Annotated in this window: 17 protein-coding genes and 2 pseudogenes; 12 read left to right on the forward strand and 7 right to left on the reverse strand. The window is 72.6% G+C overall.

Annotated features, from left to right (window positions below):
- Positions 1-18 precede the first annotated feature (18 nt).
- From IG88_RS0123635 to IG88_RS0123650, 5 genes are all read left to right on the forward strand, one after another.
- Positions 19-6681, forward strand: coding sequence for a DEAD/DEAH box helicase (locus tag IG88_RS0123635; protein WP_031044643.1), 6663 nt, complete (start codon positions 19-21; stop codon positions 6679-6681).
- Positions 6678-8936, forward strand: a complete 2259-nt coding sequence (locus IG88_RS0123640; protein WP_031044645.1) for a UvrD-helicase domain-containing protein — start codon at positions 6678-6680, stop codon at positions 8934-8936. Before IG88_RS0123635 ends, IG88_RS0123640 begins: the two co-directional genes overlap by 4 nt.
- Positions 8937-9299: 363 nt before the next feature.
- On the forward strand, positions 9300-9632 hold the full coding sequence (locus IG88_RS41545; protein WP_078861581.1) for a BatC protein: 333 nt from the start codon (positions 9300-9302) through the stop codon (positions 9630-9632).
- Positions 9629-10834 carry a cupin domain-containing protein gene (locus IG88_RS0123645; RefSeq protein ID WP_031044648.1) on the forward strand — a complete coding sequence of 402 codons (1206 nt, stop codon included), beginning with the start codon at positions 9629-9631 and terminating at the stop codon, positions 10832-10834. The genes IG88_RS41545 and IG88_RS0123645 overlap by 4 nt, the downstream gene beginning before the upstream one ends.
- Positions 10834-11742: a sucrase ferredoxin gene (locus IG88_RS0123650; RefSeq protein WP_031044650.1), complete on the forward strand. Its 909-nt coding sequence runs from the start codon at positions 10834-10836 to the stop codon at positions 11740-11742. Before IG88_RS0123645 ends, IG88_RS0123650 begins: the two co-directional genes overlap by 1 nt.
- 37 nt (positions 11743-11779) lie before the next feature.
- Here the strand turns inward: IG88_RS0123650 and IG88_RS0123655 are convergent, their stop codons facing one another.
- Together IG88_RS0123655 and IG88_RS44390 are read right to left on the reverse strand one after the other, a co-directional pair.
- A complete protein-coding gene (locus tag IG88_RS0123655; RefSeq protein WP_031044654.1) occupies positions 11780-12301 on the reverse strand; it encodes a DUF488 family protein in 522 nt (173 codons plus the stop codon).
- 250 nt (positions 12302-12551) lie between these two features.
- A complete protein-coding gene (locus IG88_RS44390; RefSeq protein WP_031044656.1) occupies positions 12552-13586 on the reverse strand; it encodes a hypothetical protein in 1035 nt (344 codons plus the stop codon).
- A 205-nt stretch (positions 13587-13791) separates the two neighbouring features.
- Between IG88_RS44390 and IG88_RS40295 the strand changes: the two genes are divergently transcribed.
- A complete protein-coding gene (locus tag IG88_RS40295; protein WP_051852024.1) occupies positions 13792-15495 on the forward strand; it encodes a serine/threonine-protein kinase in 1704 nt (567 codons plus the stop codon).
- Between the two features lie 186 nt (positions 15496-15681).
- On the opposite strand, the gene IG88_RS0123670 is transcribed toward IG88_RS40295, so the two are convergent.
- Positions 15682-16731 carry an LLM class flavin-dependent oxidoreductase gene (locus IG88_RS0123670; protein ID WP_031044662.1) on the reverse strand — a complete coding sequence of 350 codons (1050 nt, stop codon included), beginning with the start codon at positions 16729-16731 and terminating at the stop codon, positions 15682-15684.
- A gap of 320 nt (positions 16732-17051) precedes the next feature.
- Between IG88_RS0123670 and IG88_RS45155 the strand changes: the two are divergent.
- Positions 17052-17894, forward strand: a pseudogene (locus tag IG88_RS45155) (glycoside hydrolase family 11 protein); the annotation flags it as partial.
- A gap of 52 nt (positions 17895-17946) precedes the next feature.
- Complete coding sequence (locus IG88_RS0123685) at positions 17947-18717, forward strand: polysaccharide deacetylase family protein (RefSeq protein ID WP_234332256.1); 771 nt, start codon at positions 17947-17949, stop codon at positions 18715-18717.
- Positions 18718-18720: 3 nt separating this feature from the next.
- Here IG88_RS0123685 and IG88_RS44400 read toward each other — a convergent pair.
- Together IG88_RS44400 and IG88_RS0123695 are read right to left on the reverse strand one after the other, a co-directional pair.
- Positions 18721-19026 (reverse strand): annotated as a pseudogene (locus tag IG88_RS44400) (MazG-like family protein); the annotation flags it as partial.
- Positions 19027-19065: 39 nt separating this feature from the next.
- On the reverse strand, positions 19066-19608 hold the full coding sequence (locus IG88_RS0123695) for a DoxX family protein (protein ID WP_031044670.1): 543 nt from the start codon (positions 19606-19608) through the stop codon (positions 19066-19068).
- A 189-nt stretch (positions 19609-19797) separates the two neighbouring features.
- Between IG88_RS0123695 and IG88_RS0123700 the strand changes: the two genes are divergently transcribed.
- Positions 19798-20124, forward strand: coding sequence for a nuclear transport factor 2 family protein (locus IG88_RS0123700; protein ID WP_031044673.1), 327 nt, complete (start codon positions 19798-19800; stop codon positions 20122-20124).
- Between the two features lie 224 nt (positions 20125-20348).
- Here the strand turns inward: IG88_RS0123700 and IG88_RS0123705 are convergent, their stop codons facing one another.
- Positions 20349-21140: an SDR family oxidoreductase gene (locus IG88_RS0123705; protein ID WP_031044677.1), complete on the reverse strand. Its 792-nt coding sequence runs from the start codon at positions 21138-21140 to the stop codon at positions 20349-20351.
- 132 nt (positions 21141-21272) lie between these two features.
- On the opposite strand from IG88_RS0123705, the gene IG88_RS0123710 reads away from it, so the two are divergent.
- Positions 21273-22934: an alkaline phosphatase D family protein gene (locus tag IG88_RS0123710; protein ID WP_031044680.1), complete on the forward strand. Its 1662-nt coding sequence runs from the start codon at positions 21273-21275 to the stop codon at positions 22932-22934.
- On the opposite strand, the gene IG88_RS0123715 is transcribed toward IG88_RS0123710, so the two are convergent.
- Positions 22921-23979 carry a Gfo/Idh/MocA family protein gene (locus IG88_RS0123715; RefSeq protein WP_031044682.1) on the reverse strand — a complete coding sequence of 353 codons (1059 nt, stop codon included), beginning with the start codon at positions 23977-23979 and terminating at the stop codon, positions 22921-22923. The genes IG88_RS0123710 and IG88_RS0123715 overlap by 14 nt on opposite strands.
- 166 nt (positions 23980-24145) lie before the next feature.
- Between IG88_RS0123715 and IG88_RS0123720 the strand changes: the two genes are divergently transcribed.
- On the forward strand, positions 24146-25486 hold the full coding sequence (locus IG88_RS0123720) for a multidrug effflux MFS transporter (protein WP_031044686.1): 1341 nt from the start codon (positions 24146-24148) through the stop codon (positions 25484-25486).
- A 77-nt stretch (positions 25487-25563) separates the two neighbouring features.
- The gene (locus IG88_RS0123725; protein ID WP_031044688.1) at positions 25564-26610 is read left to right on the forward strand and encodes a serine hydrolase domain-containing protein; all 1047 of its coding nucleotides are present in this window, start codon (positions 25564-25566) and stop codon (positions 26608-26610) included.
- Positions 26611-26958 lie beyond the last annotated feature (348 nt).

Raw genomic sequence — 26958 nt, forward strand, 5'->3', positions numbered from 1 at the left:
AGGACAAGGAGCCACCGGGTGCGCCCCACTCTCGCCGCCGAACAGGTCGGGGACAGCCTCACGCAGTACCTGACCACAACGTTCGCCCTCGCGGACGAAGGTGAACGGCGTGCGCTGGAGGACTTCCTGCGCGATGAGCAGGACGGCATCTTCCGCGGCCCTTACCTGCGGATCCGCACGCCCTTCAAGCCGGCCGGAAACGGCTGGAAGTCGGCTCTGCAATGGGTGCCCGAAGGCTTCGAGCCCTACCGGCACCAGGCGCGGGCCTGGCAGCGGCTGTCCACACTGCGCGGGCCGGCCCGGCCGACCCTGATCACCACCGGCACCGGATCGGGCAAGACCGAGTCCTTCCTGGTGCCCGTGCTCGACCACTGCCGCCGCGCGCGGGCGGCCGGTCAGGACGGCGTCAAGGCGATCCTGCTGTACCCGATGAACGCGCTCGCCACCGACCAGGCGCAACGGCTCAACGAGCAGCTCAAGGACCCGCGCCTGGCCCAGGTGTCAGCCGCCCTCTATATCGGCGACGAGCCCGCCACCGGCTACACACGCGTGCAGACGGACCGGGCACGCATCCGCGGCGGGCGCCCCGACATCATCATCACCAACTACAAGATGCTGGACATGCTGCTCCAGCGCGCCGAGGACATCCCGCTCTGGCAGGACGAAGCCCTCGCCTACGTCGTGGTCGACGAGTTCCACACCTACGACGGAGCCCAGGGCACGGACGTCGCCATGCTGATGCGACGGCTCGGTGCCGCCACCGGCAAGGCACGGCCCGGCCGCCCGCTCGGCGACGTGTGCCCCGTCGCCACCTCTGCGACCCTCGGGGAGAGCGCTCCAGCAGTGACGGGGGCCCTGCACCTCCCGGCGGCCGAGGGCGGCGGCACCATCCTCGACGTGGCGGCCCAGGTCTTCGGCACACCGTTCGGCCCGGACTCGGTGATCGGCGAGGACCGGATGACCGTCCAGCAGTTCGCCGGGAAGTCGGACTTCACACTGCCCTTCCCGGCCCCGCAGGACGTCATCACCCTCGGCGACCCCCTGCGCGATCCCGACGCCATGGACCGCCTCGTGGACGTTTTCACCAGGCGGCCCGACGAGCACCGCGACCGCCCGCCGACCCCCGTCGAACTCGGCGAGATCCTGCGTACCCACCGGCTCACCGCGGCCGTCCTCGAAATCCTCGACGGGCGGCCCAAGACCCGCGTCGAGATCATGGACGCGCTGCCGCGCTACGCCTACCACTGGGGCATGGCCGTCCAGCAGCAGCCCGAGGAGGCCGCGCAGGCCCTGTCCCGGTTCATCGCCCTCCTGTCCGTCGCGCAGGGCTCCGACAGCACGGAGGAACGACCACGGCCGCTGCTGACGGTGGAGGTCCACCAGTGGGTGCGGTCGGTCTCGCGCGTACTGCGCGGCATCGGACCCAGGCCGGAGTTCCGCTGGGACGAGGACCGGCCCCGGGAGGAACAGACGGCGGCCCCCGGCGCAGGCGACGGACCGGTGGCCGACGAGCCCGAGCCAGCGGTGGCCCTCGACTCCGCCGTACCACCGGCGAACGTCTTCCTGCCCGCCGTCCACTGCCGACAGTGCGGGCGGTCGGGCTGGGCCGCTCTCTCCCGCGAGCACGACCGTGCCGAACTGGAGATGAGCCCGGCGAAGATCCGCCAGGCATCGCTCAGCCGGGACAAACGGCTGGTGCGCACCCTGATCGCCGCCACGGTTGCCGAGGCCCACCGGTCCGCCTTCGACCCCGCCGAGGACACGGGGCGGCGCGGCTCCGTTTTCGTTCTCGACGGAGAACAGGGCCGTATCCGGCCCATCGACCCCGACAAGGACTTCGAACGGCCTGACGCATACGGCGTCCATGCGGCCAAGGGGCTCAGGGACGCCGCGTTCGTCCGTGTCGACCTGATGAACGACCAGGCCGCCGCCGACGACCGCTGCCCCAACTGTGCCACCGGCAACGCCATCCGCTTCCTCGGCCGCGGACTCGCCCCCCTGGCCGCCGCCTCTATCACCCAGCTGTTCACCGGCGGCGAGCTGGCGCCCGGCCCGGAGCGGCGCACGCTGCTGTTCAACGACTCCGTGCAGGACGCCGCGCACCGCGCGGGCTTCGTCGCCAATCGCGCCTACGACTTCTCCCTGCGCGCCCTGCTGGCGGACCAGCTGGACGAGGACACCGCGCGGCCGCTCAACGACATCGTGGCGGACTGTCTGGCCGAGGTCGTGGACCGTGACGTCCTCGCCGCCGTCGCGCCCCCGGCCCTGCACGACATCCACGGCGTAGACCTGCTGCTGTCCGGCCGCAGCAAGGGCAGCCGTGCCACCTGGGAGCTGGTCGGCGAGCGGCTGTCCTTCGCCGCCGTACTCGAATTCGGCCTGCGCTCCCGGCAGGGCCGCACCCTGGAACTGACCCGTACCGCCGCGGCCGAGGTCGACCTCCCCGACCCCGGGCAGGCCACCGAGATCGTCCGGGACCTGCTCCAGCGGACCCCGGCCCTGGTGGCCCTGGCGGACGGGACCGTGCCGGACGAGGAACGCTTCCGCGGCTACGTCCGCGGCCTCCTGGAGCGGCTGCGCATCCGGGGCGCCGTACGCCACCGCTGGCTCGATCCCTGGCTCGACGAGGCCGGAGTGCGACGCTGGCTGGTATGGGGCGGACGGCCGTCCGGCATGCCCGCCTTCCCGCCCGGTATCTCGGCACCCGCCTTCCTCCTCGACCGGGCCAAGGAAAGGACACAGTTCGACACCCTCGGCTCGGCCCAGAACTGGTACCAGGACTGGACCACGCGCTGTCTGGGCCTGCCCCGCGACGCGGCCGCCGAGTTCGTCCGTGCCCTACTGCCCCGCCTGGCCGAGGCCGGCATCCTCTGCGTCCACACCGCCAAGGACGGCGCGACCCGGGTCTACGGCCTCCAGCCCGGCCACATCCGGGTCCGCAAACTCGCCGACGACATCGTGGGCGACGCCTATGCGCGCTGCCCCGTCTGCTCCTGGCAGCAGACGGTCCACCCCGACCACCTGGACGCCTGGCACCGCCAGCCCTGCCCGCGCTACCAGTGCTCCGGAGAACTGCTGGCAGGCGCGGCCGAGCCCGGCAGCGAGTCGGTGGCCCGCCTGCGCGACTACACCAAGGACTACTACCGGCGCCTGTACCGGGAGACCGGCGCCTACACCGTGGTGACCGCCGAGCACACTGGCGCCCTCACCCGGAAGGAACGGGAGAGCGTCGAGGCCGAGTTCCGACGCGGCACCCACTACACCGACCCCAATGTGCTGTCCTGCACGCCCACGCTGGAACTCGGCATCGACATCGGCGCCCTGTCGGCCGTGGTGCTCGCCTCCCTGCCCAAGGGCCCCGCGAACTACGTGCAGCGGGTCGGCCGGGCCGGACGCTCCAGCGGCAACGCCTACCTCCTCACCCTCGTCGACCGCGGCCCGCGCGACCTCTACTACCTGCAGGAGCCCCGGCAGATGATCGCGGGGGAGATCCACCCGCCGGGCTGCTACCTGTCGGCCGCCGAGATCCTGCGCCGCCAGTACGTGGCCCGCCTCGTCGACCTCGCGGCCCGCGGCCTCCTGCGCGGCCCCGACGAGGACGGCGCGCCCGAGGTGCTCCCGCTACCCCGACTCGCTTCCGCCCTCTTCGGAGACACCGGCTGGCTGCACGACTTCACGGACGCCGCGCTTGCCCGGGGCGCGCATCTCGTGGAGGAGTTCCTGGCCCTCTTCGTGAACGAGGACGACGTGCCCGCCGTGGACGAGGAGACGGCTCAGGCCCTGCGCTCTTTCGCCACCGAAGGACTGCGCCCGGCCGTCGAACGAGCCGTCGCCACCTGGGAAGAACGCCTGACCGACCTGCGCGGCCGCCTCACCGCCATCGACGAGGCCCGCGCCCAGCTCATCGCCGGCGACCCCGAACACGTCCGGCAGGACCGCGAACTGCGCGCCGAACGGGCCGCCGTCGCCCGCCGGTTCGCCGAGATCGGCAGGGAGAGCGCTCACACCACCCTGGTCGATCTCGGCCTGCTGCCCAACTACAGCCTGGTGGACGGTGGTACGGAACTGGAGGCGACCCTCACCTGGACCGAGGAGGGCGAGGACGGGACCACCATCTACGACAGCAAGGTCGTCAGCCACGAGCGGGCGGCCCGGCTCGCGCTCACGGACTACGCTCCCGGGAACCTCTTCTACTTCAAGGGGTACAAGCACCGGGTCTCCGGCCTGGACATAGGCAGTGCCGAACGCCCCAAGTGGCTGGTGTGGCGGGTGTGCCCCAGCTGCGGCTACGTCCGTACACACCGGGCCGAGGACGACACGACCGCCTGCCCGCGCTGTCACGGCAGCGCCATCGGCGACCGCGGCTGTCTGCACCGGGTGCTCCAGCCCACCCGCGTCACCTCCCGGGACCGGCGCGACGATGCCCGGGTCAGGGACGAGTCCGACGACCGCGAGAGGCTCACGTACACCGTCGTCACAGCCGTGGACATCCCCACCGAGGACATCGAGTCCGCGTGGCGGCACCAACAGGCCACCTTCGGATGGGACTTCAGTCGACGAGCCGCGGTCCGTGCCTTCAACCTCGGGCAGACCCGCTTCGACGTCCCCGCCACCGACTCCTTCGCGGGCGAGGACGTCCGGCTCAATCCCTTCTACGTGTGCACCCAGTGCGGCGGCGCCACGGCGAAGGGGCGGCCCGCGCCCGAGCAGGCCCCGGACGCCCTGAGCCCATCCCTCGCCCGCCGCCCGGACCGGTCCCACCACCGGCCCTGGTGCCCACGCTTCCGAGGCCGAGGCCGCCCGGACGGCGACGTCTCCCTGCTGCTCGCCCACGAACTGCACACCGAGGCCCTGCGCATCCTGCTGCCCGCTGCCACGACCCACGTGGAGGAGCGGCTGTCCTCCTTCAAGGCGCTGCTGCGGGCGGGTATCGCCGAGACCTACGGCGGCAACCCCGACCACCTGGAGGCCGTCGTCGCCTCCATGCCCGACCAGTCGGGCGGCGGCGAGATTCGGCGTCGTTTCCTCGTGGTGTACGACACCCTCCCCGGCGGAACCGGCTATCTGCACCGCCTGGCCGACCCGGCCACCTTCCGGGACGTGCTCGTAGCGGCACGCCACCGCATCGACACCTGCCCCTGCAAGGAGGAAGGCAAGGCGGCCTGCCACCGCTGCCTGCTGCGCCACGTCTCGGGCACGGAGTACGCGCACGTCAGCCGGGCGGCGGCGCTCGGCATGCTGCGCGAGGTCCTGGGTGACGCGGTCGAGGGCTGGCAGATCGCCCCCGTCGCCGCCACCCATGAGATCCCCCTGGGGCGCCAGGTGGAGAGCGAACTCGAAGCCCGGTTCCTGGAAGGCCTCGTGGCCTGGGCCCGCCGCAAGGACACCCAGGCGAGTGTCCGGCACGCCCAGGACCCGTCCGGCACCATTGCCACGGACCTCAGGCTCACCGCACCGGACGGGCGCACTGTCGTCCACTGGCAGATCAAGCCCCAGGAGGACCTCGGCTGGACCCGCCCGGACTTCGTGGTCCGCAGGCTGGATGCCGAACCCCTGCGTGTCGCGGTTTATCTCGACGGCTTCCAGTACCACGCCTCGGCTGACCACAACCGCATCGCTGAGGACGCGGCCCGCCGGGCCCGCCTCCGCGCCGAGGGCTGGGTCGTGTTCCAGCTGACCTGGACCGACCTGGCCCGCTGGGACGGTGAAGGCGCCGCCTCCGACCGGCCGGCCTGGGAGCCGTACCAGAACAACGCCATGCGGATAGCGGGGCAGGTTCTCCAGGGGCAGTACGGCGGCGATCCCCGCGAGCTGCGCGACACGGTCTGGCAGAACCCTGTGGTCACGCTGCTGAAGTTCCTCGCCGATCCCGATCTGCGGCGGTGGCGACTGCGTACCCAGGCGGCCCTGTCCGGTCTGATCGCGCTGCCGGAAGCGGTTCGGACGGCCACGACCGTGCAGGACGCGGCCACCCGGGTCGACAAGTACCTTCGCGGGGAGGACGCGCCGGGTGTTCAAGGGCCTGTCCAGGTGGTACGCGTGGCCGACGCGAGCGGATGCCCGCTCGTCCTTGCGGTCGACATGACGCCGGGCCCCGTGGCCGCGGCCTGGACCGCGCTCGCCGTCCTGGACGACAGTCCCGAAGCCGTCACCAAGGACCTGACGGCTCACCAGCACCGCTGGCAGGCCTGGCTGTACTGGGGCAACCTCGTGCAGTTCCTCGCCGAAGGCGAGGGCGACGCCCGGCAATTGGCCGCGAGTGAGCTGCCGCTCTTCGACGCCGCGCAGCTCTCGGTCGCCGCAGGCGTGGGAGGACAGGCAGGTGGGCAGCACCGGGTGGCCAGGGATCCTGCCTGGGACGAAGTGCTGCCCCTTCTCGACGAAGAGGAGCCGGGGCTGCGAGACCTCGCTCGTCGTCTCGCCGACATGGGTGTACCAGCGGCCGAGGCAGGCCACGAGTTGAACGACTCCGGGTGGCAGGCCGAACTGGCCTGGCCCGCCGCGAAGGCAGCCGTCGTCCTGGCCGCGAGGGAGGACGACGGCCCCGACTACGAGGCGGCCGACCGCGACGCGGCCTTCGCCGCGGCGGCCTGGGACGCCCGGACCGCCGTCCAATGGAACCCCGCCGACCTCGCACGACGTATCGCCGGAACGGACCGTACGGGAGCAGACGAACGATGACCACGCCCACCTCCGCCGCACCGACCAAGGTCACGCTGCGCCTGCTGGAGAAGACCGATCGGGAGATCGTCAAGCTCGACCGCGCGATCGTCGGTGCCGTCTACAAGTTCCAGCACGACTTCAGGGCGAACCCCCGCCACCCGGGCCTGCGGCTGAAGCAGCTTGAAGGCCACGACCGCCTGTACTCCGCGCGCGTCAACGCCGACTACCGGGCCCTCCTGCTGCACCTGAGCGAGTCCGAGTGGCTGCTGGTCGCGGTCAAGCACCGGGGGCAGGTGTACGAGAACCTTGACCGTCTCTCGTACGGGATCAACCAGATCACCGGCAGCATCGACTACGTCGACCTGGAGATCGTGGAGTCTGGTGTGCTGCGCAAGGGACGCCCGTCGGTGTCCCACCCGGCTCCTGCGACGCCCCAGCCGGTGCAGGAGCGTCCGCTGTTCGCCGAGGTCACGCCGGAGCAGCTCGTGGAGCTTGGTGTGGCGGAGCCTCTGATCCCAGTCGTCGCCCGGCTGACCTCCGACGAGGAACTGCTCGGTCTCGTCGAGTACGCCCCGCGGCACACCGGCGAGGTGCTGTTGCGGCTGCGCGACACCCCGTATCAGCAGGTCCTCGAAGAGGTCACCAAACCGGTCGAGGTCAAGGACGTCGACCCGGAGGACTACCAGGCGGCGGCCGAGCGCACCGACACCACGGTGATCACGACCGACAAGGACCTCGAAAGCATCATCGAGGAGGGCGACTTCGGGCGCTGGAAGGTCTTCCTCCACCCCACCCAGAAGCGTCTCGTGACGCGCCGGTACTCCGGTCCGGCCCGGGTCGGCGGGGGTCCTGGCACCGGCAAGACGATTGTCGCTCTGCATCGAGTGAAGCACCTCGTGGACCGGCTGGGCCCCGGCAACAGCAAGCAGATCCTGCTGACCACCTTCAACAAGAACCTGGCCGCGGACCTGCGCGCGCGGCTGCTGGCCCTCGGTGGCCCCGAGACCGTGGCCCGGGTGGAGATCGCGCACGTCGACCAGCTGGCGACCCGGGTGGTTCGGGAGGCGGACCCAGGCAGAGTCAAGAGCCGTATCGACGACACACGCGCTCTGAACGAGTGGCGGCAGATACTGCTCGAAACCGGCGAGACCAAGTGGGACGCCGAATTCCTGATGGACGAGTGGACCCAGGTCATCCTCGGCCAGGCGGTCAACTCCCGGGCCGGATACTTCAAGGCGCGCCGAGCCGGACGGGGCAGGAGCATCACCCGCGCGGATCGGGCCGACATCTGGCAGCTGACCGAAAGGTTCACCCAGAGGCTCGACGAGAAGAACCTGGAGACCCACCGTCAGGTCGCCGAACGGGCCGCTCGTCTGGAGATAGAACGCACGGCACGGATCGAGGCAGCGGCGCGGGACAAGGAGGAGCGCGGCGGTCTCGGCAACGTGCACGCCGAGTCGGCAACCGGAGCCTGGCAGCGGTACCGGTACCGGCACATCGTCGTGGACGAGGCCCAGGACCTGGCCGCTGCCCACTGGAAGATGCTGCGGGCCATGGTGGCCGCCGGGCCGGATGACATCTTCCTGGTCGGCGACACTCACCAGCGCATCTATGACAATCGCGTCACCCTGGGCAGCCTTGGTGTACACATCCGCGGCCGCTCCGCCAAGCTCACCCTGAGCTACCGGACGACCCGCGAAATCCTCAAGTCCGCCCTCGGTGTGCTTGGCGACGAGCGCTACGACGATCTGGACGGCGACGAGGAGACCCTGGCCGGCTACCGCTCGGTGCTGTACGGGAGCGAGCCGGTGGTGCGACGCACCGACTCCGCCGAGGATGAACTGGACGCGATCACCGAGCAGATCAAGGCCTGGCACGACATCCGTCGTGAGGACATCGCGGTGTGCGTCCCGACGAACGACATGGTCACCCAAGTGGCGGCCCGGCTGGCGAAGAACGGCATCGTGTCCACCGAGATCACGGCTGACGGCCCTCGGGGTGACGAGGGTGTGCACATCGGCACGATGTACCGGTTCAAGGGGCTTGAGTACCAGCGGATGGTCATCGCGGGCGTGCAACGGGGTCTTGTCCCAAGGGCTTCCGTGGAGGCATTGCGCCGCACCGACCAGGCCCGGTACCAGGCGGAGTGCAAGCGGGCCCGATCACTTCTCTTCGTCGCCGCGACACGGGCCAGGGACGCGCTCACCATCGTCTGGCACGGCGAACCCAGCCCGCTGGTGGGCGGCCTGGCAGCCACTGCCGCTACCCACTGAGGAGAGTGATCTCGGGTGGATCCTGCACAACGGACACAGTGCGAGGCCAGCTGCCGCGGGGCAACCGCCCCAGGGCGGGGGCGTCGCCTTACGTAGCCGTCAAGGTAGCCACGGAAGCAGCCTCCCTGCCTGTTTGCGCTGGTCATAGCGACGTGACTGCTTTCCCCGGCGTACAGCCCGACTCGTCTGCCGCTTCCGGTTCTGCGCCCCGGACGTCAGGGCCGCCGCTCCCGCTCGAGTCGAGGCTTTCGGCGGGCCGGGCTACGGTGGCCGAGGGGGTGCCCATGGGAGACCGTGCTGTCCGGTGACCGGCACGTCCGGGACGGGAGACGGTCCCCGCCTGCCCGACCTGCAGGAGGAACCATGACGAACCCGCAGCGTGACCCCAATGAGCAGGAAGGCCCCGCGGACGGTGGTGCGGCGGGGACGCCTGGTGTGCACGACGGTGGGGCGGACGGTGGTGCCGAGGGCCCCGCGGACGGTGGTGCGGCCGGGACGCCCGGTGTGCGCGACGGTGGGGCGGACGGTGGTGCCGAGGGGCCCGCGGACGGTGGTGCGGCGGGGACGCCCGGTGTGCGCGACGGTGGGGCGGACGGTGGTGCCGAGGGCCCCGCGGACGGTGGTGCGGCCGGGACGCCCGGTGTGCGCGACGGCGGGGCCGACGGCGGTGCGGACGAGACCTCCAGCGGCAGTTGAGCACCTCCCCGGACGGATCCCGGCGCCGTGGCCCCGCGACGGCGGGCGCCGGGGCGCTGGACCGCCTGATCGGCATCGGCCGGGACACGTTCGCCCGTGACGTGTGGGCGCGGACGGCGCTGCGGACCCGGGCGGCGGACGACTTCTCCGACCTCTTCTCCGCGGACGCCGTGGACGAACTGGTCTCCCGCCGTGGACTGCGCACCCCGTTCCTCCGCGTGGCCAAGGACGGGGCCGCGCTCCCCGACACGTCGTTCACCTCGTCCGGCGGCGTCGGAGCGACCATCTCCGACCAGGTCGACGACACCGCCGTGTGGCGCGAGTTCGCCGACGGCGCCACCCTGGTGCTCCAGGCACTGCACCGCACCTGGGAGCCGATCGGCGGCTTCGTCGCCGCGCTGGGCGCGGAACTCGGACACCCCGTGCAGGCCAACGCCTACGTCACCCCGCCGCAGAACCGCGGGTTCGACGACCACTACGACGTGCACGACGTCTTCGTCCTGCAGATCCGGGGCACCAAGCGCTGGCTGGTCCGCGAGCCCGTCCACCCCGACCCGCTGCGCGACCAGCCCTGGACCGACCGGCGCGCCGCCGTCGCCGAGGCCGCGAAGGGCGACGCCCGCATCGACACCGTCCTCGAACCCGGCGACACCCTCTACCTGCCCCGCGGGTGGCTGCACTCCGCCCGGGCACAGGGCGCCGTGTCCATCCACCTGACCCTGGGCGTGCACACCTGGACGCGGTACGCGCTGGCCGAACAGCTCGCCCACGCCGCCCTCGCGGCGCTGCGCGAGGACCCCCGCATGCGCGCCACCCTCCCCCTGGGCGTCCAGGAGCCGTACGACGAGATCGACGCCGTCCGCGGCCTCCTCGCCGCCGCCGTCGAAACGGCCGACCCCGCGCCCCTGTTCCGGCGCGCCCGGCGCGGGCAGGGACGGCCGGCGCCCCTGGGGCCGCTGGCCCAGTTCGAAGCCGTCGACGGACTCGGCCCCGACACCGGCGTACGGCTGCGCGACGGGCTTGGGGCGCGTCAGGAGGGCCGCTTCCTCCACACCCGTGTGGGCCGGTTCGAGTTCTCCGGGGACGACCTGGAGCCCGTCACCCTCCTGCTCGACGGGACGCCCCGCAGGGCGGGAGACCTCGGCCTCGGGCTCGTCGGCAGACTGCTGCGCGCGGGCGTCGTCGTGCCCGCCGCACCGTGATGCCCGCCGTGAACGCGGCAGACCCCTTCTTCTGCTCCGACGCCGCTCGGGAGCGCGGCGACCCCCTCGCGGGCACGGCACCGTACGGCGGCGTCTGGGTCCTCGTCGAACACCGAGGGGGCTGGCCGGCCAACGGGTTCGACGGACTCGGCCTCCGGCCCGACGTCAAGGCACGCGTGTACCGCGCCGCCCAGGCCGTGCGGGCGCGGGTCCTGCTGGTGCGGCGGCACGGCCGTCGCCCGGCCTCGGATGCCGCGCCGCGCTGGGCCGTACTGCGCCACGAGCGTTCCGGCGCCCATCGGCAGCTCTGGGGGACGTGGCGCTCGGACGCCGACCTGGCCCAGGTCGCGGCGGCCCTCGACGCCCCGGGAGACGTCGGGCTTCCGCCCGTCGTCCTCGTCTGCGCACACGGTCAGCACGACCCCTGCTGCGCGGTGCGCGGACGCCCCGTGGCCCGTGCGCTGAGCGAGCGGTGGCCGGACCTGGTCTGGGAGTGCGCGCACGTCGGCGGCGACAGGTACGCCGCGAACGTCGTCGTCGCGCCCGACGGCGTCTACTACGGCGGCCTCGACGGTCCCTCGTCCGTCGCGGTGATCGAAGAGCACCTGGCCGGCCGGATCCGGCCGGAACACCTGCGCGGGTACACGGACCTCTTCCCGCCGCAGCAGGCCGCCGTCGAGGCCGTGCTCCGGCACGCCGGTCCGGCCGGCCGGCACGACTACGCGGTCACCGGGACGGTCCGCGAGGGCGACCGCTGGCAGATCCGTGTCACGGGCGGCCCGGCACAGCAGTCCGACTTCGACGTCGAGGTACGGGCCCACCGCGTCCCGCCGACCCGGCTGACGTGCCGCGGCGCGGCGCGGAGCGCGTCCGTGGTCTACGAGGTCGCCTCCGTCCGGAGGCGGTGAGCCGGGGCGCGACCGCCGTGGGCGTCGAGGAGGAAGGTCACCGCGGCTCCTGCCCGGCCGGCGGCGGGTAGACCAGGTGGCCGTCGCGGACGCGGGCGTGCTCGTTCAGCACCGCCGGCCTCGTGGCCGTCCTCGACATGATGTGCACCACCTCCACCCCGGCGACCAGCAGCGCGTCGGTGATCAGGCGGCGGTGGCAGCGCCACGGCACCGCCTCACTGCACATGATCGCGGGCCGCCCGCGACGCGCGAGCCCGATCAACTCTTCCAGTCCCCGGGCGAATTCGTCCCCCGCCATGTAGTCGGCGTAGTCGCGGAACGCCTTCACGCGCCACGCGCCGTTGGGGCTGGGCACTCCCTTGGGGGTGTGGCGCCGGCCTCCGAGCTGCGGGATCCAGCGGTACCCGATGCCGGACGGAAGACGCTCGACGACGGCCGACCGGTTCCACTGGGGATGCTTCCGCGACGAAGGGAAGGAACGGACGTCGACCAGACAGGTGATGCCGTGACCGAGCAGCATCTCCAGCACCTCGTCGAAGCCGCGCGTCGAATGCCCGATCGTGTACACGCGGCCGTTCGTCGCCTCCCGCGCCTTCGTCAGCGCCGCGCCCTCGTGCCGGGCGCCGCGGCCGGCCCTGCCGCGGACATTTCGCTCGCCATGCGCGTGGCTCCGTTCCGTTCCGTTCTGCGGCGGTACGCCTTCCAGAGTCCCACGCGACCGCGGCGGCGCCACCCGGCCCCTGGCCTCTTCGGCCACGCGGAAGGGCCGCGCCGGTCGCGCGGCGCGGCCCTTGCGGCGGCGTGGTGCGTCAGGCGGTGGCGCCGGAGCCGGAGCCGGTGGTCCTGCGGCGGCGTACGACGAACATCGTGCCGACGCCGAGGGCGACGGCGGCGCCGCCCGCGAGGGCGATGGTGGGGAGGGCGGAGCTGGAGCCGGTCGCGGCGAGGCGGCCCTGCGGGTCGATCCGGGTGTCGCCCACGGGCTTGACGGGCAGCGGCTTGCTGCCGCCCTGCGGCTTGGCGTCACCGCCCCCGGCGGGGGTGGTGCCGGCGGCGAGGATGTCGAACTCGTAGTAGCCGTCGTCGCCGGAGAAGACGCAGTTGCCCTCGTCGTCGGCGTACACGCCGATGCTGATGGCGAAGCCGAGGCCGGACGGTGCCTTCTCGTCCACGGCCAGGCGCAGGTCGACGGAGAACGACTCCTTGGCGCGGACGTCGGTGTAGCCGAGGTAGCCGGCGCCCTCGTCGCCCTGGGCGAGGGAGATGCCGGTCCACGTGCCGGTGGCCGGGTCCTTGTACTGGAGGGTGAGGTGGCCGGTGTCGACGAAGAAGTCGTCCTCGTTGATCTGGGCGGCGAACACGCCGAGGTCGACGCGGTGGTAGGCCCGGCCGCCCCTGTTGTCGACGGTCAGCTTGAAGTTGTGGAAGCCGCTGCCCGCGACGATCTTCGAGGGCAGACCGGACAGGCCGGTGCGCAGGTCGTCGTCGAACGTCGCGTCCTCCTCGCCGCACTCGGCCGGGCCGGACGCCGGGGCGGAGGCGGAGGCCGAGGGGGACGCGGACACGGTTGCCGAGGGCGAGGTGCCGGGCGCCGCCGGGTCGTTGGTGGCCGGGGTCGACTCGTCGGCGGCGGGGGTCGACTCCTCGGTGGCCGGGGTCGTGTCGTCGGCGGCGGGGGAGCTGCCGTCCGCCGCGGGCGTGGACTCCTCCTGGGAGGGAGCCGTCTCGGAGACGGTGGGCGAAGGGCTGTCATCCGTCGCGTGGGCGGCCGGGGCCACGAGCAGAGCGACCGGGGCCGTCACGGCTGCCGCGGTGGCGACAGTCAGGAAGCGGCGAATTCTCATGTGTACCTCGGAGGAGGAAGTGAGCGATGTGTCACCCTGCTTGACCAGCGGAACGTGCGAACGGTTGCACTATTTTCACAACTTCTTCACCGCGTCGGTCGGCCCGCGCCGGGGTCGCGCCGGGGCCGCGCCGGCGTCGGTATTGTTGCCACCGTCTCGCGGGGGCGCGGGTGCCGTGAGCGGTAGCGAGGGATGTGAGAGACCGGTGCGGACCGGCGTACCTGATCAGCTTGCCGACGGGGGCTCGGGGCGGCTGGTCGCCGACCGTTACCTGCTGTTCGACGTCCTCGGCAGGGGCGGCATGGGCGTCGTGTGGCGGGCCCACGACCAGCTCCTCGACCGTCCCGTCGCCGCCAAGGAGTTACGGGTCGCGGTCGAGGGCGACGAGGACCACGGGACCCGTATGCGGCGTGCGGTGCGGGAGGCGCGGGCCGTCGCCCGGGTGCCGCACCCCCACGTGGTGGGTGTGCACGACCTGGTCGAGTCCGAGGACCGGCTGTGGATCGTCATGGAGTTGGTGCGGGGCCCCTCCCTCGCCGCCCGGGTGCGCAGGTCCGGGCCGCTCACCCCGGCGCACACCGCCCGCCTCGGACTCCAACTGCTCGACGCCCTCGGGGCGGTGCACCGCGCGGGCACCCTGCACCGTGACGTGAAACCGGCCAACGTGCTGCTGCGGCCCGACGGCAGCGCCGTCCTCACCGACTTCGGCATCGCGGCCCTCGACGACGGGGAGTTGTCCACGTCCAACGGCCAACTCGTCGGTTCCATCGAGTACATGGCACCCGAGCGGGCCACGGCCCAGGAGGCGGGGCCGGAGTCCGACCTGTGGTCGCTCGGCGCCACGCTGGTCACCGTCTGTGGCGGGGCGTCGCCCTTCCGCAGATCCGCGTACGCCGCGACCCTGCACGCCGTCGTGTACGGGGAACCGGCTCTCCCGGAACGGCTCGGCCCGCTCCGTCCGGTCGTCGAGGCCCTGCTGCGCAAGGCGCCGGGCGAGCGGCCCGCCGCCGACGAGGTGGCCGCGGCCCTGCGGGACGTCGCGGCGGGGGAGGCGCCGGAGGCCGCCGCGCCCTCCCCGTTCGTGCCCGCGTCCCCACCCGTGCCCGCCTCCCCGTCCGCGTCCGCGCTTTCGTCCGCGTCCGGGGGCGGTGGGGTCGCGTCCGACGCCGTCACCCTGGTCGTCGGCACCGATTCCGCGGCTTCGCCGGCCGGGGAGGAGGACACGCGGATCGCGCCCCCGGGCGAATTCGGGGATACGGCCGTGTCCACCGCCGAGCCCCCGCCCGCCCCGCTCCCGGCCCGCCGGGCCGGCCCCGGGCAGTGGCTGGCGGCGACACTCGCCGGGGCCGCCGCGCTCGTCACCGTCGTGGGCGCCGGGCTGGCCCTCGCGGGCGTCGTGCCGTTCCAGGGCGACGAGCAGGAACCGGCCCGGGTCGAGGTCGCCGAGCCCGCCCCGGTGGCGATACCGCCGAGCCCGGCCGCCGCCACGCCCCAGGTCGCCTCCTACACCCTGGTCGTGCGGGCCGACGAGAGCTGGCAGCCGGTCGAGGACGCGGTGGTCCGGGCGGGCGACACCGTCACCGTGAGGTTCCAGCAGGGCGAGTGGACGGTCGACCGGCAGACCATGCCGATGACCGGCCCGGCCGGCTACGACACGGAGACCGACCGGACGCTGGACTTCGCGGCCCGGTGCAAGGTGGACCCCGAGGCGCCGTTCGGCACGCTGATGACCCGCCTGGCGGACACGGCGGACGCACCGGTCCTGGCCATCGGGGAGGCGAAGACCTTCAAGGCGGGCGGGGCCGGCCGGGTCCAGCTCCGCATCAACGACGGCGAGGGCTGCCTCGACGACAACACGGGGGAGATCAGCGTGGTCGTGGAGGTGACCCGGGCCGGCTCCGGAGGGTGACCCGGCGGTCGGCCGCACGACCCGCGTCGGCACCCGTGCGCCGCACCGCTCACCCGCACGCCGGGCATCTCCCGCCCGCCCGCATCACCTGCACCCAGGTGTCACTCGACCTCGGGTGTCACTCGACCTCAGGTGTCACTCGGCCCCCGGTGTCACTCGAACCCGGGCATCACTCCAACCCCGGCATCACCCGAACCCCGGCATCACCCGCTCCGCGACGAGCCGCAGTTGCGTGTTCACGTCGGCGGCCCCCGGCAGGTCCCGGCCCGTGAACGCCCTCACCAGGGCGCGGTCGGTGATGGCGCAGATCATGTGGTTGACGCCGCTGGGCGCGATGTCCCGTTCGATCTTCTCCCGGCACTCCTCGGGCGTGCCCGCGACGGAGAGGCGCTCGGCGATCTCCGGGGTGGTCAGTTCGATGCCGCGGGCCAGGTCACCGGCGCCGATCGCCTCGACGACCGGCTTCAGCTCCGCCGGGTCGACGCCGTTGCGGCGCAACTGCTCCTCCGGCATCGAGGAGGCGTAGATGCCGACCATGCTGCGCGCCGCCTCCTTGGCGGTCGCCGAGTCCGGGCCGGTGGCGAAGACCACCCAGGCCCCGATGTCCAGCGAGCGCCAGTCCTTCCCGGCCCGCTCCGCCCCCGCCCTGATGTGCCGCACCGCGTAGTCGTAGGCCTCGCGGGTGTAGCTCAGGGCGTGGTGGCAGCCGTCCGACAACTCCCCGGCCGCCTCGAAGGACTTCGGGCCCCGCATCGCCCCGAGCTTCAGCGGCAGGCGGTCCTGGACCGGGCGGGCGAACGTGAACAGGCCGTCGTACGAGAAGAACTCGCCCTCGTACGTGATCGCGCCCTCGTCCAGGAACGTGCGCATCACGTGCAGGGCCTCCTTCACCCGGGAGAGGGGCCGGGTGCCGGTCCAGTCGATGCGGTACTGGGCGAGCAGGCCGAAGTTGCCACTGGACAGGACGCCTTCGGCGCGGCCGCCGGAGAGTTCGTCGAGCGTGGCGAGGGCCTGGGCGATCAGGGTCGGTTCGCGCAGCGTCACGGGGGAGACGCTCGGTCCGAGGCGGATGCGCTCGGTCCGGCCGGCCGCCGCGGCGAAGAGCAGCCAGAGATCCTTGTGCCAGGTCTCGTCGGCGGCGTAACACGCGTGGAACCCGAGTTCGTCGGCGAGCCGGATCGACTCCAGGGACTCGGCCAGCGGGTAGTCGGGGAGCATCGCGTAGCTGAACTTCACGAGCGCCAACCTCCGTTGTGGGGAACGGTGATGCCCTGCCTCTCCCGAGGATGTGAGGTCGCGGGGTGGCTGTCCAGAGCACGCGGGGCTTCGAAAATTTCGAGCTTCGTCATCGGGCTTTCCGGCCCGCCCCGACAGGGGTGACGGGTGTTGGTTTGTCGGCGGGGGTCGCAGGTGGGCTCATCTGCGATTCCCTGTTCGTGCGGTACCAGGTCTCACCGACGAAGGTTTCGAAACTTTTACCGAAAGTGTTGACGCTTGACGGGTGCAGGCCAACACTGGCGCCGTTGTCCGAACCGGCAGGAGAGGAAGCACCCCCCATGAACCTGCTCGTCGCACCGCAGGGCCGCAGACGAGGCCCCGTCACCTTGCTCGTCCGCAGTGCCTGGGCCATCGCCCTGGCCGCGCTCGCCGCGCTGATGCTGCCGGGCACCGCCCAGGCCGACACGGTCGTCACGACCAACCAGGAGGGCACCAACAACGGCTACTACTACTCGTTCTGGACCGACAGCCAGGGCACCGTGTCCATGAGCATGGGCTCCGGCGGTCAGTACAGCACCTCGTGGAGCAACACCGGCAACTTCGTGGCCGGCAAGGGCTGGGCCAACGGCGGTCGCCGGACCGTGCAGTACTCGGGCAGCTTCAACCCGTCCGGCAACGCGTACCTGGCGCTCTACGGGTGGACGTCCAACCCGCTCGTCGAGTACTACATCGTCGACAACTGGGGCACCTACCGTCCCACCGGCGAGTTCAAGGGCACCGTCACCAGTGACGGCGGCACGTACGACATCTACAAGACGACTCGGTACAACGCCCCCTCCGTCGAGGGCACCCGCACCTTCGACCAGTACTGGAGCGTCAGGCAGTCCAAGCGGACCGGCGGCACCATCACCACCGGCAACCACTTCGACGCGTGGGCGCGAGCCGGGATGCCGCTGGGCAACTTCAGCTACTACATGATCCTGGCCACCGAGGGCTACCAGAGCAGCGGCAGCTCCAACATCAACGTCGGCGGGACCGGTTCCGGTGGCGGCGACAACGGGGGCGGGGGCGGGGGTTCCTGTACCGCCACGTTGTCGGCGGGGCAGAAGTGGGGGGACCGGTACAACCTCGACGTCTCGGTGAGCGGGGCCAGTGACTGGACGGTGACGATGAACGTGCCGTACGCTGGTCACCGGCGTCGCCGTCACCGCGCTCGCCGCCGCGGGCACCGTCGTGGCCGGCGGGGCTCCGGCCCAGGCCGCCGCCTGCAACGGCTACGTCGGGCTCACCTTCGACGACGGGCCCTCCGGCAGCACGCAGTCCCTGCTCAACGCGCTCAGGCAGAACGGGCTGCGGGCCACCATGTTCAACCAGGGCCAGAACGCCGCCCAGAACCCGGCCCTGGTGCGGGCCCAGGTCGACGCCGGCATGTGGGTCGCCAACCACAGCTACACCCACCCGCACATGACCCAGCTCGGCCAGGCCCAGATGGACTCGGAGATCTCCCGGACCCAGCAGGCGATCGCCGGAGCCGGCGGCGGGACGCCCAAGCTGTTCCGGCCGCCGTACGGCGAGACCAACGCGACGCTCCGGTCGGTCGAGGCCAAGTACGGGCTGACCGAGGTGATCTGGGACGTCGACTCGCAGGACTGGAACAACGCCAGTACCGACGCGATCGTGCAGGCCGTCTCCCGCCTCGGCAACGGCCAGGTGATCCTCATGCACGACTGGCCCGCCAACACCCTCGCCGCCGTCGCGCGCATCGCGCAGACCCTGGCCGCCAAGGGGCTGTGCTCCGGCATGATCTCGCCGCAGACCGGCCGCGCGGTCGCCCCCGACGGAAGCGGAGGCGGTGGCGGCGACAACGGGGGCGGGGGCGGGGGTTCCTGTGCCGCCACGTTGTCGGCGGGGCAGAAGTGGGGGGACCGGTACAACCTCGACGTCTCGGTGAGCGGGGCCAGTGACTGGACGGTGACGATGAACGTGCCGTGCAGCGCGGGCTGACCCCAGGTGACGGGCGAAGACCTCCCGGGCCTCGGGAGTGAGGGTCCGCAGCGCCACCATCGCCGTGATGACGACGTCGCACAGCTCCGCCTCCACGTCGTCCCAGGTGTGTGTGACGCCCTTGCGCGGGTTCTGGCCGGTCGCGCCGATCACCGCCTCGGCGACCTCGCCGACCTCCTCCGACAGCTTCAGCATGCGCAGCAGCAGGCCCTCCCTGCCGCCGACGGGCTGGTCCGACTCCAGCCACGTCCACAGGTCCTCCACCGTGTTCCAGGGGTCGGTCGGCGTGCCATCCGGGTTGTCGCTCATGGGGAGCAGCGTGCCACGGCCCCCGCGTCCCCGCGGGCGTCACTCGAACAGCGGCTCCTGCCGCCCCTCCGCCGCCTTGCGCAGCCGCCTGTTCCGCGTCCCCACGACCACCGTCGTGGCCGCGGCCGTCGCCGCGAGGGCGGCGGGGACCATCCAGTTCCGGTTGACCGCGTGGCCCAGGGCGTGGTCGAGGGAGAGGCGGCCGGGGCCCGAGACCGCGAGGCCCGCCGCCGTCAGGCCGAGCGAGGCGGCGTACTCGTAACCGCCGGCCTGGGCGAAGAAGCCGTTCGGGGCGTGCACCGCCGCGGCGCCCGCCATCGCGCCGGCCGCTGCCGCGCCCGCCGCCGGGGTGGCCAGGCCGAGCGCCAGCAGCGTCCCGCCGCCCGCCTCGGCCAGGCCCGCCGCGACGGCGCTGGCCCGGCCCGGCGTGTAGCCCATGGCCTCCATGGCCTGGCCGGTGCCCGCGAGCCCGCCCCCGCCGAACCAGCCGAGCAGCTTCTGCGCGCCGTGGGCCGCCAGGACGCCGCCGGTACCCAGGCGGAGCAGCAGCAGTCCGAGATCACGCCGGTCACAGCACTTCACGTCGACTCCTTCGCGCACGGGCCTCGCGGACGGCGACGGCTCCTCTTCCCACCGTGACCCGACCCCGGGGGCGCGGCCCGGCCACGGGCGCCGTTCGAGTGGCGGAGTGGAGGGGGACGGGTGAGGTGCCCGGTGGCGGGGGCGAGGTGCCCGGTGGCGGGGGTGCGGGCCCGGTGTGACGCTGCCGCCATGACGATTCAGACCACGCGACTGCGCGACCCGGCCGTCCGCGCCTTCGTCACCGCAGTCAACGCCCACGACCGCGAGGCCTTCCTCGCGCTGCTCGCACCCGACGCCACCATGGCCGACGACGGAGACGACCGGAACCTGGACCAGTGGATCGACCAGGAGATCTTCTCCTCCAACGGCCACCTGGAGGTCGACAACGAGTCGAACGGCGGCCGCGCCCTCATCGCCCGCTACCGCAACGACACCTGGGGCGAGATGCGCACCCGGTGGGACTTCACCGTGGACGAGGAGGGGCGGATCACCCGCTTCGAGACCGGGCAGGCGTGACCGGGAAACGGTGCGGCAGCCGTTCCGCCCACCGGTGCGACCGGTGCGGTGGAACGGCTGCCGCTCCCCCCCTCGATGCGGCTTCGTGGAGCGTTGTGGGAGACCAACGCTTCAAGTGTGAAGTTCCGGTGAAGGAGATTTGAGCATACGTCCTCCACCGGCCGCAATACCGCGGATGTTGGAATTCCGATTGTGTGAATCGGCGGGCGTCCGAGGCCGCGTGCTCAGCCCCGGCCCACGTACGGCATCGCCGTCGCCATGACCGTCGCGAACTGCACGTTGGCCTCCAGGGGCAGTTCGGCCATGTGCCGTACCGTGCGCGCCACGTCGGCGACGTCCATCACGGGCTCGGGTGCCGTCTCCCCGTTGGCCTGGAGCGCGCCGGTCTGCATGCCGGCCGTCATCTCGGTCGCCGCGTTGCCGATGTCGATCTGGCCGACCGCGATGCCGTACTGACGCCCGTCCAGCGACAGCGACTTGGTCAGGCCCGTCAGCGCGTGCTTGGTCGCGGTGTACACCACCGAGTGCGGGCGCGGCGTGTGCGCCGAGATCGAGCCGTTGTTGATGATCCGGCCGCCCCGCGGGTCCTGCTCCTTCATCTGCCGGTACGCCGCCTGCGCGCACAGGAACGCTCCGTTGAGGTTGGTGTCCACGACGTGCCGCCAGGCCTCGTAGGGCAGTTCCTCGACCGGCACGCCGCCGGGGCCGAACGTCCCGGCGTTGTTGAACAGCAGGTCCAGCCGCCCGAACCGGTCGCGCACGGCGCCGAAGAGGGCGGCCACGTCCTCCGGGCGTGAGACGTCGGCGCGCACGGTGAGCGGTGTGCCGCCACCCGCCGGGGCCGCCGCGGCCGTCTGCGCCAGCGGCTCGGGTCGGCGGCCGGCCAGGGCCACCGACCAGCCGGCGGTGAGCAGTTCGACGGCGACCGCCCGGCCGATGCCGGATCCGGCACCCGTGACGACGGCGACCTTCCGTGCGCCGGTGCTTTCCTCGTCGGTGGTTTTCACGGTGTTCATGCCTCGGCAGCGTACGGGCCGCCGAACATGCGGAACTCATCCGTCCGACATGCGATCGCCATGTCCGCGCCAAGTCGGGGCCGTCCCGGCCGCTTCGAATGCCCCTTGCAACCACCGCAAGGGGAGGAACGGATGACACCCGCGAACCACCAGGACCCGTCCCGGGCCGCACACGCGCCCGAACTCCGCGCCGCCGCCCGGAACCTGGGCCGCCGCCGCTTCCTGACCGTCACCGGCGCCGCCGCCGCGCTCGCCTTCTCCGTGAACCTGCCGTCCGCCGGCGCCGCGAGCGCCGCCGAGCTGGACGCCGCGCGGCTGACCGCCGACCCCTTCACGCTCGGCGTCGCCTCGGGCGACCCCCAGCCCGACTCCGTACTGCTGTGGACGCGCCTGGCCCCCGCCCCGTACCAGGCCGACGGCGGACTGCCCGACCGGCGCGTCGAGGTGAGCTGGGAGGTGGCCCTGGACGAACGGTTCCGCCGCGTCGTCAGACGAGGCCGGGCCACCGCCCACCCCGAGTTCCAGCACACCGTGCACGTCGAGGTCGGCCACCTCGCGCCCGGTCACGTCTACCACTACCGCTTCCGCGCCGGCAGCTACGTCAGCCCGGCCGGGCGCACCCGCACCGCACCCGCCCGCGCCGCCGGGGCCGCCGGGGCCGCCGGCCTCACCTTCGGCCTCGTCTCCTGCCAGCGGTACGACCAGGGGTACTACACCGCGTACCGGCACCTGGCGCGCGAGGACGTGGACTTCGTCTTCCACCTCGGCGACTACCTCTACGAGTACGCCGTGAACGCCACCGGCGGCTCCCGCTCCTACCCCGCGGGCACCCTGCCCGCCCACTTCAACCACGAGACGGTGACGCTGGAGGACTACCGCCTGCGGTACGCCCTCTACAAGTCCGACCCCGACCTGCGGGCCGCGCACGCCGCGCACCCGTTCGTCGTCACCTGGGACGACCACGAGACCGAGAACAACTACGCCGGCGACACCCCGGAGAACGACGTCCCGCCCGAGGAGTTCCTCATCCGCCGGGCCGCCGCCTACCGCGCCTACTGGGAGAACATGCCGCTGCGCCGGCCCCAACTGCCCGACGGACCCGACCTGAAGCTCTACCGCCGCCTGCACTGGGGGAGGCTGGCCCAGTTCGACGTCCTCGACACCCGCCAGTACCGCTCCAACCAGGCGTACGGCGACGGCTGGCAGTTCCCCGGGCCCGAGTCCGAGGACCCGCAGCGCACCCTCACCGGCGACGCCCAGGAGCGCTGGCTGATCAACGGCTGGCACCGGTCGGACGCCCTGTGGAACGTGGTGCCGCAGCAGGTCACCTTCTCCCGGCGGTACAACTCCACCAGCACGCCGTCCAAGGTCTCCATGGACTCCTGGGACGGCTACCCGGCCTCCCGCGAGCGGGTCCTGGCCGGCGCGCAGGCCGCCGGGATCGAGAACCTCATGGTCCTCACCGGCGACGTGCACGTCTCCTACGGCTTCGACATCAAGCGCGACTTCGACGACCCGGACTCCCGGACCCTGGGCACCGAGATCGTCACCACCTCGATCACCAGCGGCGGCGACGGTTCCGAGAAGCCGTCCAACTGGAACACCCTCATGACCGCCAACCCGCACCTGAAGTTCTTCAACGGGCTGCGCGGCTACGCGACCGTCTCGCTGGACCGCCGGTCCGCGCGGGCCGACTTCAAGACGGTGTCCCACGTCAGCAGCGAAGGTGCGCCGCTCACGACCGCCGGGTCCTTCGTGACGGAGGCGGGGGAGCCGGGGCTCAAGCCGGCGTGACGGCCGACTCCGACGCCGCCTCCCGGTCTCCCCGGTCTCCCCGGTCTTCCTGTTCCCCCGGGTAGCGGACGCCGACGCGGTCCCGGATCGCGTCGAGCGTCCGCATCACGGCCAGCGTGCCGTCCAGGGGCACCAGCGGTGACTCGGTCTCCCCGGCGCGCAGGGCCCGCATCACCTCCTCCGCCTCGTGCCGCAGGCTCTCGCGGGGGCCGTCGGCCGGGTCGGCGCGGAACTCCTGCGGGTCCCGGCCGGTGCGGTGCAGCACGAAGTGGTCCGGGAAGAAGAAGCCGTTCGGGACGTCGATGCGGCCCTCGGAGCCGGTGACCGACGCGGAGTGGGGTGTGCCGCCGGTGATCGAGCAGTGGACCGAGGCGAGGGCGCCGCTCTCGTAGGAGAGCAGCGCGCCCGTCTGGAGATCGACGCCCTCCTCCGAGAGCACCGCGCGCGCCGCCACGTCCGACGGCTCACCGAGCAGCAACTGCGCGAACGACACCGGGTAGACACCCAGGTCGAGCAGTGCGCCGCCGCCCTGTGCGGGGTCCCGCAGCCGGTGCGCGGGCGGGAAGGGGCCCGCGAGGCCGAAGTCCGCCTGGAGGCTGCGGACCTCGCCGATCGCGCCGTCCTCCATCAGCGCCTTCAGGCGTCGCACCAGGGGGTTGCAGTACATCCACATCGCTTCCATGAGGAAGACGTTCTTCTCGCGGGCCAGCGCGACCAACTCGGCCGCCTCGCGCGCGTTCAGCGTGAACGGCTTCTCGCACAGCACGTTCCGGCCCGCCTCCAGACACAGGCCGGCCGCCGTGCGGTGCGCCGAGTGCGGGGTCGCGACGTACACCACGTCGACGTCCTCGTCCCGCGCCAGCGCCTCCCAGTCGCCGTACGCCCGCGGTATCCCGAACCGCTCGGCGAACGCCTTCGCCGACGCCTCGGTCCGCGAGGCCACCGCCACGACCTCCGCGTCCGGCAGATCGACCAGATCCGCCGTGAACCGCGCCGCCATCCCGCCGGTCGCGAGAATTCCCCAGCGCACCTTCTGCCCGGTCACCGCTGACACCCTGTCCCACCCTCGCTCAGGTTCGTTCGTCGTTCGTCGTTCGTCGTGCGTTGTTCGTTGTCTGTCGTGCGTGTGCGTCGTTCGAGTCTGTTCGTTCAAGTGCGTACGAGCTGAGAGCATAGGTGGCGGATCTGTAGAAGAGGGAGGGGCACATCACATGCCCGAGCGCGGGCCGTCCATACCGCACCAGTCACCGGACACGACCACCACACCCGCGGTGCCCGAGCCGCGAACGCCGTCTCGTTCTGCGCAGACACCGCCCACACCGCCCGCCGCCCGACGGATCAGCCTGCTCGTCACGCTCATCCTCGGCAGCCTCACCGCCACGCCGCCGCTGGCGATGGACATGTACCTCCCCGCGCTCCCGGAGGTCACCCGGTCCCTGAGCGCGCCCGCCGCCACCGTCCAGCTCACGCTCACCGCCTGCCTGGCGGGCATGGCCCTCGGGCAGATCGTGGTCGGTCCCATGAGCGACAAGTGGGGCCGCCGCCGGCCGCTGCTGGCCGGGCTCGCCGTCTACGTCGTCGCCACCGCCCTGTGCGCCGTCGCGCCGAACGTCGAACTCCTCGTCGCCTTCCGGCTGGTGCAGGGACTCGCCGGTGCCGCGGGGATCGTCATCGCCCGTGCCGTCGTACGCGACCTGTACGACGGCGTGGCCATGGCCCGCTTCTTCTCCACCCTCATGCTGATCTCCGGCGTCGCGCCGGTCGTCGCGCCGCTCATCGGCGGGCAGATCCTGCGGGTGACGGACTGGCGGGGCGTGTTCGTCGTCCTCGTCGTGGTCGGCGTGGTGCTCGGGGCGGCCGTCTGGGCCAAACTGCCGGAGACGCTGCCCGTCGAGGAACGGCACGCGGGCGGCGTCGGCGACACCCTGCGCGCGATGCGCTCGCTGCTCGCCGACCGTGCCTTCACCGGGTACATGCTCGCCGGCGGCTTCGCCTTCGCCTCGCTGTTCGCCTACGTCGCCGCCTCGCCGTTCGTCATGCAGGAGATCTACGGGGCCTCCGCGCAGACGTTCAGCCTGCTGTTCGGGCTCAACTCCATCGGGCTCGTCGTGGTCGGGCAGATCAACGGCAAGATCCTGGTCGGACGGGTCAGGCTGGACCGGGTGCTGGGGCTCGGGCTCCTCGTCGTGATCGCCGCCGCGACGGTGCTGCTGCTGATGTCCCTGGGCGTCTTCGGCGAGGTCGGGCTCGGGCCGGTCGCCGCCGCGCTGTTCGTGCTGATGTCCGCGATGGGCCTCAGCCTGCCCAACACCCAGGCGCTCGCCCTGATGCGGGTCAGGCAGTCCGCCGGTTCCGCCTCCGCGCTGCTGGGCACGTCGTCCTTCCTCATCGGCGCGGTCGCCTCCCCGCTGGTCGGGATCGCGGGGGAGGACACCGCGGTGCCCATGGCCGTGGTCCAGTTGGTGGCGGCGGTGGTGGCGCTCGGCGTCCTCGTGACCATGTGCCGGGGGCGGGGAGCGGGTGTGGCCACGGGCGAGGGAGTGGACAACTGAGCCCTCCGAGACTGCGCGCCGACACCCCGGAACGGGCCGGGCTCGATCCCGACGCGCTCCGCCGTGCCGTCGGCCGGGTGCGCGACCTCACGGCCGGCGAACGCCCCTGGGCGGCGGGCGCCGTCGTGGCCGTCGGGCGCGGTCCCGTGCTCGCCGTCGAGGAGGCGGCGGGGTGGGCCGTGCGCTACGGCTCCTACGACCCGGTGGCCGACGCGGGCGTCGAACTGCCGGCGGGCGCGCGGGTGCGGATGACCGTCGACACGCCCTTCGACCTGGCCTCCCTGACGAAGCTGTTCACGGCGGTCGCCGCCGTGCAGCAGATCGAGCGGGGCACGCTCGGCATCGACGCGGAGGTCGGCGCCTACCTGCCGGACTTCCGGGCCGCGGCCCGGCACCGCGTCACCGTACGGCAGTTGCTCACCCACACCTCCGGGCTGCGGCCCGAACTCCCGCTGTACGACTGTGCCGACGACGAGGAACGGCTGCGGCGGCTGCGGGCGGAGCCGCCGGTGGGGGTGCCGGGCACGTACTGCTACTCCGACCTGAACATGCTGCTCCTGCAGCACGTGCTGGAACGCATCACCGGGCGGGGGCTCGACGTCCTCGTCCGGGACGGGATCACGCGGCCGCTGGGCATGACGGCGACGGGCTTCGGGCCGTGCCCCGGCGCGGCCGCCACCGAGGACCAGCGGCGGCCGTGGGCCAAGGCGGACCGGGGGATGCTGCGCGGGGTCGTCCACGACGAGAACGCGTGGGCGCTGGGCGGGGTCGCGGGTCACGCCGGGCTGTTCTCGACGGGGCGGGACCTCGCCGTGTTCAGCCGGGCGCTGCTCGCGGGGGGTTCCCACGGGCCGGCGCGCATCCTGGGGCCGGACTTCGTGGAGCTGCTCTTCACCGAGCCGGGGCTCGGGTTCCTCCTCGACCAGCCGTGGTTCATGGGCGAGCTGGCGGGACGCGGGGCGGCCGGGCACACCGGGTTCACGGGGACGATGCTGGTCCTCGACCGGGCGACGGAGACCTTCGTGATCCTCCTCACCAACGCCGTCCACCCACGCCGCCGGGCCCCGTCCAACGGACCCCGGGCGGAGCTGTGCACGGGGGTGGCACGAGCGGTGCGCACCTGATCTCCGGGCGGGTGCCTGCGGCGCCTGTGCGGGGTGCCTGCGGCGCTTGTGCGGGGTGCCTGCGGCGCCTGTGCGGGTTGGGTGGGGGTGCGCGGTGCGCGGTGGGGTGCGTTGTGGGTCGGGGCCGCGCCGGGGGGTGTCCGTCCTCGGAACGGCGCGGAATCGGTTACTTGAAGAGGCTCGGGGCGTTGACGCGCCAACCGCTGCGGGCGGACACCCCCCGACACGACCCCTTCGCGCCGTACGCGACTGCCGGCCGTCGCCCTTCCCGCCGCGGCTGCGGGTGGTCGCCAGCCGCCCCTAGCTGCGGGCAGTCGTGCCGCTGGGGCGGCACGGGTGGGCGCAGCG

Origin of the sequence: Streptomyces sp. NRRL F-5650, assembly GCF_000721365.1 — a bacterium.
In the GTDB taxonomy this organism is placed as follows: domain Bacteria; phylum Actinomycetota; class Actinomycetes; order Streptomycetales; family Streptomycetaceae; genus Streptomyces; species Streptomyces ardesiacus.